This window comes from Hymenobacter baengnokdamensis (assembly GCF_008728635.1).
Lineage (GTDB): Bacteria > Bacteroidota > Bacteroidia > Cytophagales > Hymenobacteraceae > Hymenobacter > Hymenobacter baengnokdamensis.
The window spans coordinates 1,148,568-1,163,334 of sequence record NZ_CP044285.1 but is presented as its reverse complement, the minus strand read 5'-3'; the positions used below and the strand labels follow the sequence as shown (position 1 = coordinate 1,163,334).

At 60.3% G+C, this 14,767-nt stretch carries 10 protein-coding genes; 5 read left to right on the top strand and 5 right to left on the bottom strand.

The window, feature by feature from the left end:
* Positions 1-111 precede the first annotated feature (111 nt).
* Together F6X24_RS04950 and F6X24_RS04945 are read right to left on the bottom strand one after the other, a co-directional pair.
* On the bottom strand, positions 112-852 hold the full coding sequence (locus F6X24_RS04950) for a metal-dependent hydrolase (protein WP_191906464.1): 741 nt from the start codon (positions 850-852) through the stop codon (positions 112-114).
* A gap of 4 nt (positions 853-856) precedes the next feature.
* The gene (locus F6X24_RS04945) at positions 857-1,171 is read right to left on the bottom strand and encodes a hypothetical protein (protein ID WP_151086911.1); all 315 of its coding nucleotides are present in this window, start codon (positions 1,169-1,171) and stop codon (positions 857-859) included.
* Between the two features lie 229 nt (positions 1,172-1,400).
* Here F6X24_RS04945 and mfd point away from each other — a divergent pair, with 229 nt between their 5' ends.
* Positions 1,401-4,877 carry a transcription-repair coupling factor gene (mfd, locus tag F6X24_RS04940; RefSeq protein WP_151086910.1) on the top strand — a complete coding sequence of 1,159 codons (3,477 nt, stop codon included), beginning with the start codon at positions 1,401-1,403 and terminating at the stop codon, positions 4,875-4,877.
* 30 nt (positions 4,878-4,907) lie between these two features.
* On the top strand, positions 4,908-5,459 hold the full coding sequence (locus F6X24_RS04935; RefSeq protein ID WP_151086908.1) for a hypothetical protein: 552 nt from the start codon (positions 4,908-4,910) through the stop codon (positions 5,457-5,459).
* An 88-nt stretch (positions 5,460-5,547) separates the two neighbouring features.
* Here the strand turns inward: F6X24_RS04935 and F6X24_RS04930 are convergent, their stop codons facing one another.
* Entirely contained in the window at positions 5,548-8,100 is a 2,553-nt protein-coding gene (locus F6X24_RS04930) for a TonB-dependent receptor plug domain-containing protein (RefSeq protein ID WP_151086906.1), read from the bottom strand.
* A 184-nt stretch (positions 8,101-8,284) separates the two neighbouring features.
* Positions 8,285-8,983: a DsbA family oxidoreductase gene (locus F6X24_RS04925; protein WP_151086905.1), complete on the bottom strand. Its 699-nt coding sequence runs from the start codon at positions 8,981-8,983 to the stop codon at positions 8,285-8,287.
* 252 nt (positions 8,984-9,235) lie between these two features.
* Between F6X24_RS04925 and F6X24_RS04920 the strand changes: the two genes are divergently transcribed.
* Positions 9,236-10,228 (top strand): aldo/keto reductase, encoded by a 993-nt coding sequence (locus F6X24_RS04920; RefSeq protein WP_151086904.1) that lies wholly within the window; start codon positions 9,236-9,238, stop codon positions 10,226-10,228.
* Positions 10,229-10,413: 185 nt separating this feature from the next.
* Positions 10,414-10,899, top strand: coding sequence for a YdeI/OmpD-associated family protein (locus F6X24_RS04915; RefSeq protein WP_151086902.1), 486 nt, complete (start codon positions 10,414-10,416; stop codon positions 10,897-10,899).
* Here F6X24_RS04915 and F6X24_RS04910 read toward each other — a convergent pair.
* Positions 10,896-12,581, bottom strand: coding sequence for a T9SS type A sorting domain-containing protein (locus F6X24_RS04910; protein WP_151086901.1), 1,686 nt, complete (start codon positions 12,579-12,581; stop codon positions 10,896-10,898). The genes F6X24_RS04915 and F6X24_RS04910 overlap by 4 nt on opposite strands.
* 481 nt (positions 12,582-13,062) lie before the next feature.
* On the opposite strand from F6X24_RS04910, the gene F6X24_RS04905 reads away from it, so the two are divergent.
* Entirely contained in the window at positions 13,063-14,766 is a 1,704-nt protein-coding gene (locus tag F6X24_RS04905) for an acyl-CoA synthetase (protein ID WP_151086899.1), read from the top strand.
* Position 14,767 lies beyond the last annotated feature (1 nt).

Genomic DNA, 14,767 nt, shown 5'->3' with positions numbered 1-14,767 from the left:
CGATAAATTCACCGCCCTGGTATGACTTAGGCAGGATACTTTTCCCGCCACCATGCCATTCGCTCCGACGCGAAGCTAAGACAGAACAGCAACATACACAAGTTATTCATTTCAAAACCCTACCCGCCCAATCACGAGGCCCAGCACCAGCAGTCCGTAGCCCAGGCAGATGGCCGCTTCCAACACATTGCCGGTCTTGGTGCCAGTGCTGAGCACGGGTATTTTGAAGCTGAAATCGGTCAGCGGCATCAGCCAGCGCACCCCCGATTTGGTCAGTGAGTCGGCCAGCAGGTGCGAGGCGTAGCCCGCCCCGGCGTAGTAGGCCACGCCGTGCCAACCCAGCGCCTGGTTGGCCAGGTAGCCGATATACGTCCAGAATGCCGTGGCCCAGAGCGTGTGCGTCCAGGTTCGGTGCGAGGTAAAGGGGGCCAGCGAGATGAACGTGCCCAGCAGACTCAGCCACAGAAACTGGGCGTAGAGGCCCGCCAGCACCGTGCCCAGGCCCGTAAACAGCAGCGCCAGCTTCCGGGCCGAGCCGCCCTGCAGGCCGATACCCAGCAGCCCGAAGGCCAGCGCGGCCACGTAGCTCAGGCGTTGGTCGGGGCCGGGCCGCAGCATAAAGTAGGCATAGGCCGCCAGGCCCAGCGCCGCCGCGCCAAAGGCCCAGCGCACGTAGCCCTGCACAAAGCCCAGGCGCTGGCTCAGCCGGCTTTCGGGGTGGTCGAGGTCGGGGGCGAGAGCCGAGAAGCCGGCCAGCGCAATGCCGGGCAGCGAAAACGGAATACCGCGCACGAGGCCGGCTACCGCCACGCCCGTGATGAGGCCAATGGCCAGGTGAGCAGAACCGCGCAAGGACTTAAACCGCAGGCTTTTCGAGAGTATTCAGACGGCCTTCGTGGCTTTTGATTTGGTCGTCGCGCTCGAGCAGGCGGTTGAGAAAAGGTTCCAGCGCCCGCATTACCGAAATGCCAAGCTGCTCCGGAATGGCCCGCATATCCTCGCGCAGGCCGCCTACTTCGGTGCGCATATCCTCACGTAGGCCACCTACTTCGGTGCGCATATCCTCGCGCAGGCCAGCCATTTCAGCGCGTATATCTCTCAGCTCCGAGCGCACCTCGTGCATTTCGATAATTAACTCGGCTACTACTTCGGGCAGGTCGCGCGGATTCATAAACTATCTTACTAAAATTATTGGGCTAAGTTACGGCGGAAACTTTCGGAGCTTTGCAGCGGTATTGTCTGAGCGCCTGGCCCGACCGGAATCACTCCCGGCCGGGCTGGCCGTTTTTAATAAATATGCAAATTTAAAAATGTGAAAACGTGGATAGGCTGGGATGAGCAAGGCCGTAGTAGCCACTTACTTATTTCCACATTCGCCACGCTGCACCCATTAACTTCCTGTGCAAGTAGCTGATTTTCTTCGCCTTTATCGCCTCGATGCCGAGCTGCAAACCCTGAGTGCCCGCCTGCACGGCGCGGCCAAGCCTGCCGACCCCACGCGCCCGGCCGATGATGCGGCGCGGGGCGGGGAGCTGCGGGTGCAGCTGCGTGGCCTGGTAGGCTCGCAGGATGCCGTTGTAGCGGCAGCCAGCGCGCATTATGCGCACCCCAATATATTCATTTTGCACGATAAAGACGAGGCGACGCTCTTCATGGCCGACCTGCGCCACCTGCTGCCCGACGGGCCGGAGGCGCTGCTTTTCCCCAGCTCGTATAAACGGCCGTACGAGTTTGACGAGACGGAAAACGCCAACGTGCTGATGCGCGCCGAGGTGCTTAACCAGCTCAATGCCAGCCGGCAGGCCAGCGTAGCAACCCTGGGTACGGCTCCGCTCATCGTCACTTACCCCGAGGCGCTGAGCGAGAAGGTGATTAACCGCCAAAGCCTGGTGCAGAACACATTTTCGGCTAAAGTGGGCGACAAGCTGGACGTAAATTTCCTGGGCGAGCTGCTGGGGCAGTACGACTTCGAGAAGAGCGATTTTGTGTACGAGGCCGGGCAATATGCGGTGCGCGGCGGTATCGTGGACGTGTTTAGCTACGCCAATGAGCTGCCGTATCGCCTGGAATTGTTTGGCGATGAGATTGAGAGCATTCGCACGTTCAACCCGGAAACGCAGCTTTCGGTAGAGCCGCGCACCAGCGTCAGCATTATCCCCAATGTGCAAACCAAGCTGCTGCAGGAGCGGCGCGAGTCGTTTCTGGAGTTTTTGCCGCGCACCAGCTGCCTGTGGGTGAAGGACCTGCGCCAGACGCTGGACGTGGTAACGGAGCTGTTTGACAAGGCCGAAAGCAACTTCAAAAAAGTGCTGGACGAGGCCGGCGGTATGCAGATTGTATCCAAGCCCGCCGACTTGTTTGAGAACGGCAAGAGCCTGAAAAAATGCCTCGATGAGTTTGCCATTGTGGAGTTCGGCAAGCGGTTTTATTTCAAAAACAGCCAGGAATTTCAGTTTACGGCCAAGCCGCAGCCGAGCTTTCACAAGGATTTTGACCGCCTGCTGAAGAACATTCGGGAGAATAAGGTGCGGGACTTTACCACCATCATCGCGGCCGACTCGGTGCGGCAGGCCGACCGGCTCCGCACTATTTTCGACGAGCTGGACCCCAACGTGCAGTTTCAGCACCTGCTCATTGCCCTGCGCGAAGGCTATATTGACGAACAACTCGGGCTGGCTGTATATACCGACCATCAGTTATTTGAGCGCTATTACCGGGCGCAGGAGACGCGCAAGTTTTCGAAGAAGAAAGCCCTGACGCTGCGCGAGCTAAAGACCTTGCAGCCCGGCGACTACGTGACGCACCAGGACTACGGCATTGCCCGTTTTGCGGGGCTGACGCAGGTCGAGATAAACGGGCACGTGCAGGAGGCTATCCGGCTGGTGTACCGCGACGACGACGTGCTGACGGTGAGCATTCACGCCCTGCACAAGATTGCGAAGTACAGCGGCGCGGAGGGCTCGCCGCCCACCATGAGCAAGCTTGGCTCGCCGGAGTGGGAGAATAAGAAAAAGTCAGTCAAGAAGAAAGTAAAGGATATCGCGGCCGACCTTATCCGGCTGTATGCTAAGCGCAAGAGTGCGCCGGGCTTTGCCTTTTCCAAGGATGGCTTTATGCAGGCCGAGCTGGAATCGTCGTTTATCTACGAAGACACGCCCGACCAGGCCAAGGCTACGGAAGACGTGAAAAACGACATGCAGCAGCCCCACCCCATGGACCGGCTCGTGTGCGGCGACGTGGGCTTTGGCAAGACGGAAGTGGCCATTCGGGCGGCCTTCAAGGCGGCCGCCGATGGCAAGCAGGTGGCGGTGCTGGTGCCGACAACCATCCTGGCCATGCAGCACTACAAAACCTTTCGGGACCGGCTGGCCAACCTGCCGGTGACGGTGGAATATATCAACCGGTTTAAGTCGCCGAAGCAGGTGAAGGAAACGATGGAGCGCGTGGCGGCCGGCCGCACCGATATTCTCATCGGCACGCACGCGCTGACCAACAAGAAGCTTCAATTCAAGGATTTAGGCCTGCTTATCATTGACGAAGAGCAAAAATTCGGCGTTAAAACCAAGGACAAGCTCAAGGAGATAAAGGTTAACGTGGATACGCTTACGCTGTCGGCCACCCCGATACCGCGCACCCTGCACTTTTCGCTGATGGGCGCCCGCGATTTGAGCGTGATTGCCACGCCGCCGCCCAACCGCCAGCCGGTACAGACCGAGCTGCACGTATTTGACGAAACCATCGTGCGCGACGCCATTGCGCGGGAGCTGAAGCGCGGCGGGCAGGCGTTTTTTGTGCACAACCGCGTGAGCGATATTGAGGAGATGGCGGCCATGATACTGCGCCTCGTGCCCAATGCCCGCGTCACGTTTGCCCACGGGCAGATGGACGGCGACCAGCTCGAAAAGCGCATGATGAAGTTTGTGGAGGGCGAGTATGACGTATTGGTTTCGACCAATATTATTGAGAGCGGCCTCGACATTCCGAATGCGAACACCATCATTATCAACCGGGCGCACCTCACCGGCCTGAGCGACCTGCACCAGATGCGCGGCCGGGTGGGCCGCTCGAACCGCAAGGCCTACTGCTACCTGCTGACGCCGCCGGTGGCCAACCTGCCCGCCGACGCCCGCAAGCGCCTGCACACGCTGGAGGAGTTTTCAGACCTCGGCGCGGGCTTTAACGTGGCCATGCGCGACCTCGACATTCGCGGGGCGGGCAATTTGCTGGGCGGCGAGCAGTCGGGCTTCATCAACGACCTGGGCTACGAGGCCTACCACCAGGTGCTCGACGAGGCAGTGCAGGAGTTGAAGGAAACCGAGTTTAAAGACCTGTTTCTGGGCGAAGGCAGCACCAGCCAGCAGCGCCTGCAGGTGGCTGCCGGGGCGCTGAATGGCGCCGGCGGCCCGCGCGACACCCAGATTGAAACCGACCTGCCGGTGCTCATCCCCGATACTTACGTGAACAACGTGTCGGAGCGCCTCCAGCTGTATGCCAAGCTCGACCGGGCCCAGAAGCCGGAGGAGCTGGCTAAGCTGGTGAGCAGCATGACCGACCGCTTTGGGCCGCTGCCCGAACAGGTGCAGCAGCTTGTTGATATTGTGAAGCTGCGCTGGCAGGCCGGCAAGCTGGGCTTCGAGAAGCTGACGTTGAAGCGCGAAACCCTGCGTGCCTACCTGCCCGCCGGGCCGGGACACGAGGCTTACTTTCAAGGGGAAGGCTTTGGGCGACTGCTCAACTTTGTGCAGACTCACCCGCGCACGGCCCGCATGAAAGACCAGAAAGACAAGCTTCAGCTAACCATCGATGGCATTCGCAACGTGGGCATGGCCCACCAGCTGCTGGTAGAGCTGGGGGCCGATGAAGCTGTGCTGGCTTAACAGCTATATATTCGCAAAAAACTTTGCCCTATGGATGTCAACAAACGCTTCGACCAATTAGAAAGCTTCCTCGTGGACTTAGCCCGCAAGCAGGACCAACTGCTTACTATAGTCAGTCAGCAGGGCGAGGCTATCCGTCAGCAGAGCGAGGCTATCCGTCAGCAGGGCGAGGCTATCCGTCAGCAGAGCGAGGCTATCCGTCAACAGGGCGAGGTTATCGGTCAGCAAGGTGTGGTTATCGGCCGCATTGAGCGGCGGCTGGATAACATTGATGAGCATATTGGTGATATCATCAACATCTTTAAAATTTCGGAGGCCCGCCATACGCAGACCGAGCAGCGGCAAGAAGCCATGCTAACCGAAATAAGGGAGCACGGCCGAGCCATTATTGAGCAGGGCGTGGCGCTGAAAGAACACGGGCGCCGGCTGGATGACACCCTGAATGTACAGCTGCAAATGCTTCAGCTTATGCGTGCCGGCAATGACAAAGCCGAGGACCTGGCCCGTCGCCTGGCTCCTTTGGAAGACCAGGAGCCGCGCCTCAAGCGTTTGGAAGACGAGGTTTTTCGAGCTGCCAGCTAGCGGCTGCAGTGCGCTCGGTAAATGCGAGGCCGGCTACCCTACTCCCTGCGAGTATAGTAGCCGGCCTTTTTCGCTGATTTGAACTCGCTTACCTGCCTTTAGGGGCTACGTAGATGGTGCTGGAGCCCCGGCTGGGGTCGCCATTCACGCTAATGCCTTCGACACTGATTTGGTAGTTGCCGCTGCCATCGGCCGTGAAGAACGTAAACTCGGTTTTGCCCAGGATGCTGGTCGTCATCTGCGGGTCCCAGTACAGGGTGAGGCGGCGTGGGTCGGAAGCGGGGGCATTCAGTACGGGCGCGCCGTAGCGCGGCTGATAAAACTCCCGGGCCTGATAAAAACCGGGGAGGCGCACCGTAATAATGCCGGGGCTGGGGGTATTAGCATCGTCCCCCTTATAGTTTTTGTCGCCGCGCTTGGTGTATACCGCAATCACGCCGCCCGAGCCCCCTCCAAAAATAGCCGCCTCGGGGCCTTTAAAGACTTCTACCGCCTCTACCTGGTTGGAGGGAATAGTATTGATTACGTCATCGTCTACCTTCATGCCATCGAGCAAAAACATGGGCGTGCCGCTGCCCCGAATCTGGACGGTTACATCGGGCGGATTACCCGTGACCGTGAGGCCGGCCACCCGGCCCTGAAGCAGCTGAAAAATAGAAAGGCCTGATTGCGCGGCGGGCATACTGGCAAAGTCTAGTATCGTATTGGCCACTACGCCAGGGTACAGGCGGCGGGGGTCGTCGGGCGGCACTAGGGCTTTTTTGCCGGTTACGGCTACGTTGCCCAGCTGCACATTGCGAATATCACCTTCAGGGCGGCCCTGGCGCTCCTGCACCTGCTGCTGGCGGCTACGGCGCAGGTAGTCGGCCACACCCGGCGGAGCTGCCGACACGGGCGGCAGCGGCGGCAAGGGTGCCCCAAAAGTAGGAGGGCCCAGGTCGGGCCGGATGATTACGTTGCTGCCGCCGCCGATGCGCCGCGCCTGCAACGTCACCACCGAAGTGTCTTTACCCGGAAAGCCCGTGAAGCGAAATCGGCCATCAGCATCGGTGCTGGCCGTAAGGACGTTACGAGTGGGTCGGGCCTGAATAAAGGTGAGCTGACTGTTTGCAATGCCTTTCTGGCCCATACCAGTAACCTGGCCGGCCAGGGTCAGACTCTGCTCTACGCCGTACGGCAGAGCGGGCGGGGTGCCACTCAGTACTTCCTTCCACACGTAGCGCCGCCAGCCCTGGGTAAGCAGCAGGTCGTCGAGGGCACGGGTAGTTTCGGGCGTAGCAGTCTGAAAGTAATAGCCAGGGTTTTCGACGTAGCCGGCCAGGTCGGAGGTCAGCAGCAGGTTGGTGGCTACTGTACCGGCGTCGGGGTCGAGGCTGGCCGCGCCGGCCTCGGCCACCGTCACCGACAAGTTGGTAGCTATCGGCTGGCCCGCGGCATCGCTCACCTGCACTTTCACGTGCACGGGGTCGTGCGGAGCGTACGAAGCCTTATCAGGCGTAAGCACCACGCGCAGCGCCGGCGGCCCGTTCAGGATAAACGCCAGCCGCTCGGCCTGCGCGGTGCGCTGGGCATCAAACAGGGTAATATGCAGAATGCCATTTGGGTAGCGCGCCTTGCCAAGCTTCCAGCTCACGGGCGTACCATCATCGGTAATAGACCGGGGCACCAGCCCTACCAGGTAGCCGCGTACTTCGGTAAGCAGCATCACCGGGCCGGGCACCGGGGCACCAGGCACTCCGCGGTAGCGGGCCTCCACGGTATAGCTATCGCCGGCGTCGAGCACGCGCAGGCTATAGCCGGTAGCCTGCACGGCTGGCAGCGGGTAATCGGCGCTACTGCCATCGGCCAGTTTCACGCGGGCATGGTAGTGCTGACCGGCGGCGGGCGTAAAGCTCAGGCGCCCCATGCCCGCGTGCTGGCTGCTGAAGGCAGCCACCACCGGCTTGTTCTGCTCATCGAGCACCTGCCCACTAATGGCCGCGCCCCGGCCGCCGGGTGCCTGGGCCTTAAAGCCGACCGTAGAGGGCAGGCCGGCTACCAGGCTCCCACCTTCGGGGAAAAACTGCACGTCGACCTTACCAGCGGCGGTAGCGGCGTGAGTAGAAGACTTGGCCGAGCTGGCCGCGCCGCCGGTTTCTTCGGGCTGATTGGGGGCAGCCGGCCACACCTGCAGGCGACGCTCGTAGATATACTCCGAGTGTCCGGCATTGCGCATCCAGTTGGTGTAAGCCCGCAGCAGGTAGGTGCCGGCCTGCAGCGTGTCGCTGATATCGAGGTCGCCGTAGGCGCGGCCACCCGCCAGCCGCAGGGTGCGGCGCACTACTACCCGGCGCTCGGGCGAGAGCAGGTCTACGTGTAGCACCCGGCTCAGGGTATCAGGGTGGTGGCGGAGGGCATCTACTACATAGGCACTAAACCAGATGGTTTCGCCGGTGCCATAGGCCGGGCGGTCAAGGTGCAGATATACCTTTTCGGGCCGCGTAAGGGCGTAATACTCACTTAGCTTTTCCGCAATCGCTTGAATAGGATTGCCATCGGCAGGGCTGCGAAAGGCCGCTACTGCCAACAGCCCGGCCACGGCGGGCAAGGCCAAAATACCTAAAGCCTTACTGGTGTAAGAGTTACCTTTCAAGTTATTCATCGGTTCGCAAGAGCCCTTGGCATACTTTAGTAATTTGGCCAGCCTCCTCTTTTACAAGCCTACGCCCGGCCGGGTGGCGAAAGTATGAAGAGAAAAAACAGGAATCCGGAAAGCAGAAGGCAAAACCAAGGCTGGTTAAGTGGACCTTTCGCTTTCCGGATTCGTGCGCGGCGTGTTCGCTCGGCTAGTCGCAGCCATCGGGGCCACAGGCGGGGCCATCGGCCAGTACCGCGGGCTGGGCTTTGGGGTGCGCTTCCTGCCACACGGTATTCAGCACCTGGGCAAATACCTCGCTGGGCTGTGCGCCCGATACGGCGTACTTATCATCGAATACGAAGAATGGCACGCCGCGTACCTGAATCTGCTGGGCTTCGTACTCGTCGCGGCGGACGGCTTCGGCGTAGGTGCCGGCCAGTAGCGCCTGGCGCGCCGCCTCGGCATCGAGGCCGATTTCGGCCGCCAGGTTGGTGAGCGTATCTACCGAGTTCAGGTCGCGGCCTTCGAGGTAATAGGCAGCAAACAGGCGCTCCTTAGTGGCATCCTGGCGGCCGTGCTGCGCCCCGAAGTGAATGAGCTGGTGGGCCAGGAAGGTGTTGGCCGGAATGGCTTTATCGAACTGATAGCTAAGGCCTACCTCTTTGGCAGCCTGCGTCATGTAGTCGTTCATGCGGCGGCCTTCGGCTTCCGGCACGCCTTTTTTCTTGGCCAGCGAGGCATGGATGCTTTCGCCGGGCACGGGTACAAAGTCGGGCGTCAGCTCGAAGCTTTTCCACTCAACTTGCACCTCGGCGCGGTGCGCAAACTCGCCCAGCGCCTTCTCAAACTTGCGCTTGCCAATATAGCAAAAAGGGCATACTACGTCGGACCAGATTTCAACTTTCATAGAATTAAAAAGCAAAGGCAATGGATAGGCACGAAGCCGCAAGCCTGGCGAAATGTTTGTTTTTCTTACCTGGCTAACGCACAGGGGGCGGCCCTCGTTCAGCCAGCCCCAGCCGGCCGGAGCGTAACCTTCGGCCAGGCCGCGGGGTTAAGGGTAGACGTTTTACGATATCTAGTTTACGTGCACTGGCACTACAGCCGTGTAGGTCACTAAATGCGGTAGACGTTTTACGATATCTAGTTTACGTAGCTTATGGAATATCAGAAAGTAGGCAGCTCCGACGTGCGCGTATCGCGCATCGCCTTCGGCAGCTGGGCGGCGGGCGGCTGGATGTGGGGCGGCACCGAGCAAAACGACGCGGTGGGGGCTATTCACGCGGCCTACGACCTGGGCGTCACGAGCATCGACACGGCACCCGTATACGGCATGGGCCTGAGCGAGCAGATTGTGGGCGAGGCCATCAAGAGCCTGCCGCGCGACAAAGTGCAGGTGCTCACCAAGTTTGGCATGCGCTGGGATTTGGCAGAAGGCGATTTCGCCATGAAAACCAAGGATAACAGCGGCCACGACCTCGACGTGTATAAGTATGCCAGCCGCGCTAGCATCATCAAGGAGTGTGAGGACAGCCTGCGGCGCTTGGGCACCGATTACATCGACCTTTACCAGCAGCACTGGCCCGACGTGACCACGCCTATCGCCGAAACGATGGAGGCCGTGCAGCGTCTTATCGAGCAGGGCAAGGTGCGGGCCGCGGGCGTCAGCAACTATTCGGTAGCCCAGATGCAGGAAGCCGAGCAGACGCTGGCGCTGGCGTCCAACCAAGTGCCTTACAGCATGTTGCGGCGCGACATTGAAAAAGACATTGTGCCGTACTGCCAGGAGCACAACAAAGCCATTTTGATATATAGTCCGCTCCAGCTGGGTTTGCTGACGGGCAAAATCAAGCCCGGTCAGCATTTTGATGCCAGCGACCTGCGCAGCACCAACCGCCTTTTCAAGCCCGAGGCGGTGACGAAAGTCAACGACTTTCTGCACAAAATCCGGCCGCTGGCCGAAACCAAAAACGCGACCCTCGGCCAGCTTGTGCTGCGCTGGACGCTGGCCCAGCCCGGCATCTCGGTGGCGCTGGTGGGCGCTCGCAACCCCGAGCAGGCCGTACAAAACGCCAAGGCAATCGACGTGCAGCTGAGCTTCGAGGAGATTGACTTTATCAACAAGCAGCTGGCGCAAGTGCAGCTGAGCTAAGCCGCGGCAGCTGATTGCCTGAGCTACTTTTGCCGGGATACCCATATTAGAGCGAATTCTGGGTCAGTATACGGGTTCTGTTCTTGCGTTCGCCTCACCCCCCGGCCCCCTCTCCGAAAAGGAGAGGGGGAGCCATTATGGCAAAAAACGTACACTGACCCAGAATCCGCTTTAACAGTCAGCTTATGCAGCCACTCGTTCGCTTTAGCGCCGTGCTCGAAGCTGGTGGGCCCAGCTTTATGCCAACGCAGCTGGTGGTGGTGCCGCAGCAGGCCTGGCAGGCGCTGGGTGGCAAGGCTGTTAAGCGAGTCGTTGCTACCCTCAACGGCCATACCGAGCGGCTGGGCCTGTTGCCGCTGGAAGGCGGCGGCCGCTACCTGCTGCTGCGCAAGGCGTTGTGCCAGCGGCTCGGGCTGCAAATTGGCCAGCACATAGCCTTAACACTATATCCTGACCCCAACCCCGACTACGTTGACCTGCCCGATGAGCTGGCCGACGCCCTGGCTGCCTGGCCCGAGGCCGAGCTGGCGTTTTTGGCGCATACCGGCGCGATGCGCCGCGCCATGGCCCGCAAAGTAGCTGATGCCCGGCGCCCCGAAACCCGCGCCCGCTACGCCGTAGAGCTGGCCGGGCGGCTGGCCCGCGGGGGGCACCCGTTTCGGACGAGCTAATACTTTACCACGCGCTGCACGCTGCGACCGGGCGCGGCAGCATTTATTTCGAGCAGGTAGCTACCCGCCGGCACCGCACGCAGGCTGAGCGGCTGCAGCTGGCCCCCCAGCAGGGTTTGGGTGAGCTGCACCTGGCCGGCCAGGCTCAGCAGGCGTACCGGGCAGGCAGTAGCGGGCAGCGAGCGCAGGTCAAGGGTCAGCAGCTCATCGGTAGGGTTAGGATACAGCTGCACGGGGGCCTGCTCGCGGCTCACGCTCACCACGGGCGAAAGCGTGCTGTTGCCATCAAGGTCGAACTGGCGCAGGCGGTAGTAGCTGCGGCCGGGCAGCGGCTGCGCATCGAGGAAGGCGTAGCTGCTGGCAGTGGGCACCGTGCCCTGCCCGGCCACCTCCCCAATGGCGGCAAAGTCTGCGCCGGTGGCGCTGCGCTCCAGCACAAACTTCTCATTGCCCAGCTCTGAGGCCGTAGTCCAGCGCAGCTGCACCTGGCCCTGGCGCAGCTGCGCCGTAAAGCTGGTGAGCGTAACCGGCAAAGGCCCGGCACTGCAAAAGATTACGTTGTTGCCGATAGTGCCTCCGCGCGAATCGAAGCCAGTGCTGGGCGCACCCGCATCGCAAAAGCTAAGGTAGCTGCCATCGGCCCCGAAGTTGCCGCTATTAACCGTATAGCTCCCGGCACGGATGATACCGCGGGGTAGCGCCGGTGGCCCCGTAATAGTGCCGCTGTTGGTAAAGTTATTCGAAATGGTAAGCGTGCCCTGCTGCATTACCGTGCCCTGGTTTACAAAGTCGCCCGTGAGCGCGAACGTGCTGCCCGCCCCATTTTGCAGGGTCGAGCCAGTTGGGATGGTGCTCATACCGCTGCCCAGATTCATGGAGCCATTATTAATGAGCAACACTTTGCCGGCCAGGCCCAGGTAGCCGGCAAGCGGGGCCGAAGCGCCCACGGCATTGGTAAAGGAATTAGCCGAGCCGCCCGGAAAATTGAAGCCCTGCGTCCAGGTAGTGTTATTACTGATAATCAAGGAGCCGGAGCCGCCGCCTACGCCACCGTTCCAGGTGCCGGTGTTGTTGATGGTAATGGTAGGGCTGTTGCCTCCCTCCTGCACCTGCGTGCTCCAGGTGCCGGCATTGTTGATGGTTAGGTTGGCATTCGTGTTGAGGTAGCTATTCCAGGTAGCCCCCCCCTTATTATTGATAGTGCCGCCCGGAATGGGCTGTAGCCCTGCCTGCCAGGTAGCGTAATTGTTGATGACCGGGGCTACGGTTATTCCCGTGCCAATATAGCCCGCCCAGGTAGCTGCGGCTACCACCGTGGCACCACCATCGCTACTCCCATTATTGAGGGTAGCCGCAGCGCTCAGGCTGATGGTATTGGTAGATATGGTGCCCAGGTTATTAATAATGGCGCCCCCTCCGCCACTATTAACCTTAATGGTACCGGTGATAGTGCCGCTGTTACAGATTACTACCCCGCTCTTGTTAATAGTAAGCTGCCCCGTATAGGTAGTGCCGGCCGCAATGCACACCGTTGAATTGGGGCCAGGCGTGAGGTTAGCTGCGCCACTCACTGTAGTGCTACAGGCGCACTGAGCCCAAACGCTTCTATTCCCTACGCTCAGCCCCACCAAGAGTAGTAGCCCAGCGCCCTGGGCCAGGCTTTTTTTCGTAAAAAAGTTCATGCAGAAAATAGAAAGAAATGAAGCCGGACACTAAACGAGATAATCAATTAGCTATCAGCGAAAAATCTCCATTTTAAATGTAATAAAAGTTTCCTGCTGCAGCAAGTTCTCACCTCACTCAACCACGGCTGTTTGGCTACCCGAAGATCTTTTTTCAGCTGAAAAAAGCCTCTCTGCTTATTGTATAAGGGTTTTTTAATTTTAATGCGTTTTTTTATTATTTATCCAACAAATCATTTTCTTATGCCGACTGACGGCGCCGGTCACTCCGCTCTAGCCGAAGGTCTGAAAACCAAACAAACAGCACGAATTTGCACTTTAGCAAGTTTAACCAAGCTATAAACCTAGTCAGTAAGTAAGGAGCAACGGGGCCGGGCAGGTAGCCTTATTTGCCTGTTGGCCGCTTTGACTAGCAACGTCGGTAGTGATAGTGCAGCCTCCTTTACCTTCACGGCGCTTAGCCTTTCACCTGCTATCACTTATGCAAGCTTACTTCCGGCATTTTCAGCGCATAGCCGAAGCTGGCACGTACCACGAGCTGGATACACTGCCCATTCCGCAGCCTGCTTTTTTCAACTGGACGGCCGACATCTTCGAAGGCCTGCACGTGGCCGCTCATCCCGACAAGCCCGCCCTGGTGCTCGCCGATGATGCTGGCCACCAGGAGATAACGTATGCCGAGCTGGCCACCCGTGCCAACCGCCTGCTCAATTTCTGGCGCGCCGCCGGTGTACAGGCCACCCAGGCCGTGCTGCTGATGATGCCCGTATGCGCCGAGCTGTGGGATACTTACATAGCCGGTATCAAAGGCGGGCAGCTGCTGATTCCGGCCGCCAGCGTGCTCACGGCCAAGGATTTGGAATATAGGTTTAGCAAGCTATTGCCCGCAGTGGTGGTGGCCGACCCCGAGAATGCCGCTAAAATTGACGCGGCCGAGCAGGCGCTGGGCCAGCCCATTCGGCTGAAGATGCTGGTGGGCGGGCCCAGCCGGCCGGGCTGGGTAGGCTTTGCGGGTACGGCCGCCCTGCCCAGCCTGGCGGAGGCCGCCCCAACCCGGCCCGACGACCCGCTGTTTCTATTCTTCACCTCGGGCACTACGGGCTTACCCAAAGTAGTGACGCACACGCATTTTTCGTATCCGGTGGGGCATCTCAGCACAGCTGCCTGGATTGGCCTGCGCCCCTCCGACCGGCACTGCAACATCTCGCAGTCGGGCTGGGCAAAGTTTGCCTGGAGCAGCTTTTTTGCGCCGCTCAGCGTAGGCGCGACGCTGGTAGCCTACCAGAGCAGCGGGCGCTTTGCGGCGGGGCCACTGCTGGCCGCGCTGGCCCGCGAGCAGGTAACTACGTTTTGCGCGCCGCCTACGGTACTGCGGCTGCTTATTCTGGAAGACCTGGCCGCCTATAAGTTTGCCTTTCGCGAGTGCGTGAGTGCGGGCGAGCCGCTAAACCCCGAAGTGATTGAGGCCTGGCAGCGCGGCACGGGCAGGTTGCTGCGCGACGGCTACGGCCAGACCGAAAGTACGGCCATGATTTATAACCTGCCCGGCAGCGCCGTGCGCCTGGGCAGCATGGGCAAGCCGTCGTTTATGTACCGCATTGCCATTGCCGACGAGGAGGGCAACATTCAACCCGACCTGGCCGAAGGCCACATCGTGGTGCGCACCAACACGGGCCAGCCCAATGGCTTGTTTAAGGAATATTATGGCGAGCCCGAGCGCCGGGCCAGCGTATTTCGGCACGGCCTGTACTATACCGGCGACAAGGCCTACCGCGATGCCGACGGCTACCTCTGGTTTGTGGGCCGCGACGATGATGTGATAAAGTCGAGCGATTACCGCGTGGGGCCGTTTGAGGTCGAGAGCGCGCTTATCGAGCACCCGGCCGTGGTAGAAGCCGCCGTGGTGGGCGTGCCGCACCCCATCAAGGGCCACGAAATCAAGGCTTTTGTACTGCTCAGGCCAGGTATCGACGGCACTGCCGCGCTGGCGCAGGAGCTATTTGCGTTCAGCCGCGCGCAGCTCTCGCCCTACAAGATGCCCCGCGTGCTGGAGTTTGTAGCCGAGCTGCCCAAGACCATCAGCGGTAAAATCAGGCGGGTGGAGCTGCGGGCCCGGGCCGCCCAGCCCCGGCACGAGGCAGCCGGGGCAACTGAGTTTTTTTACGTACCTGACCAAGCACGCTAAC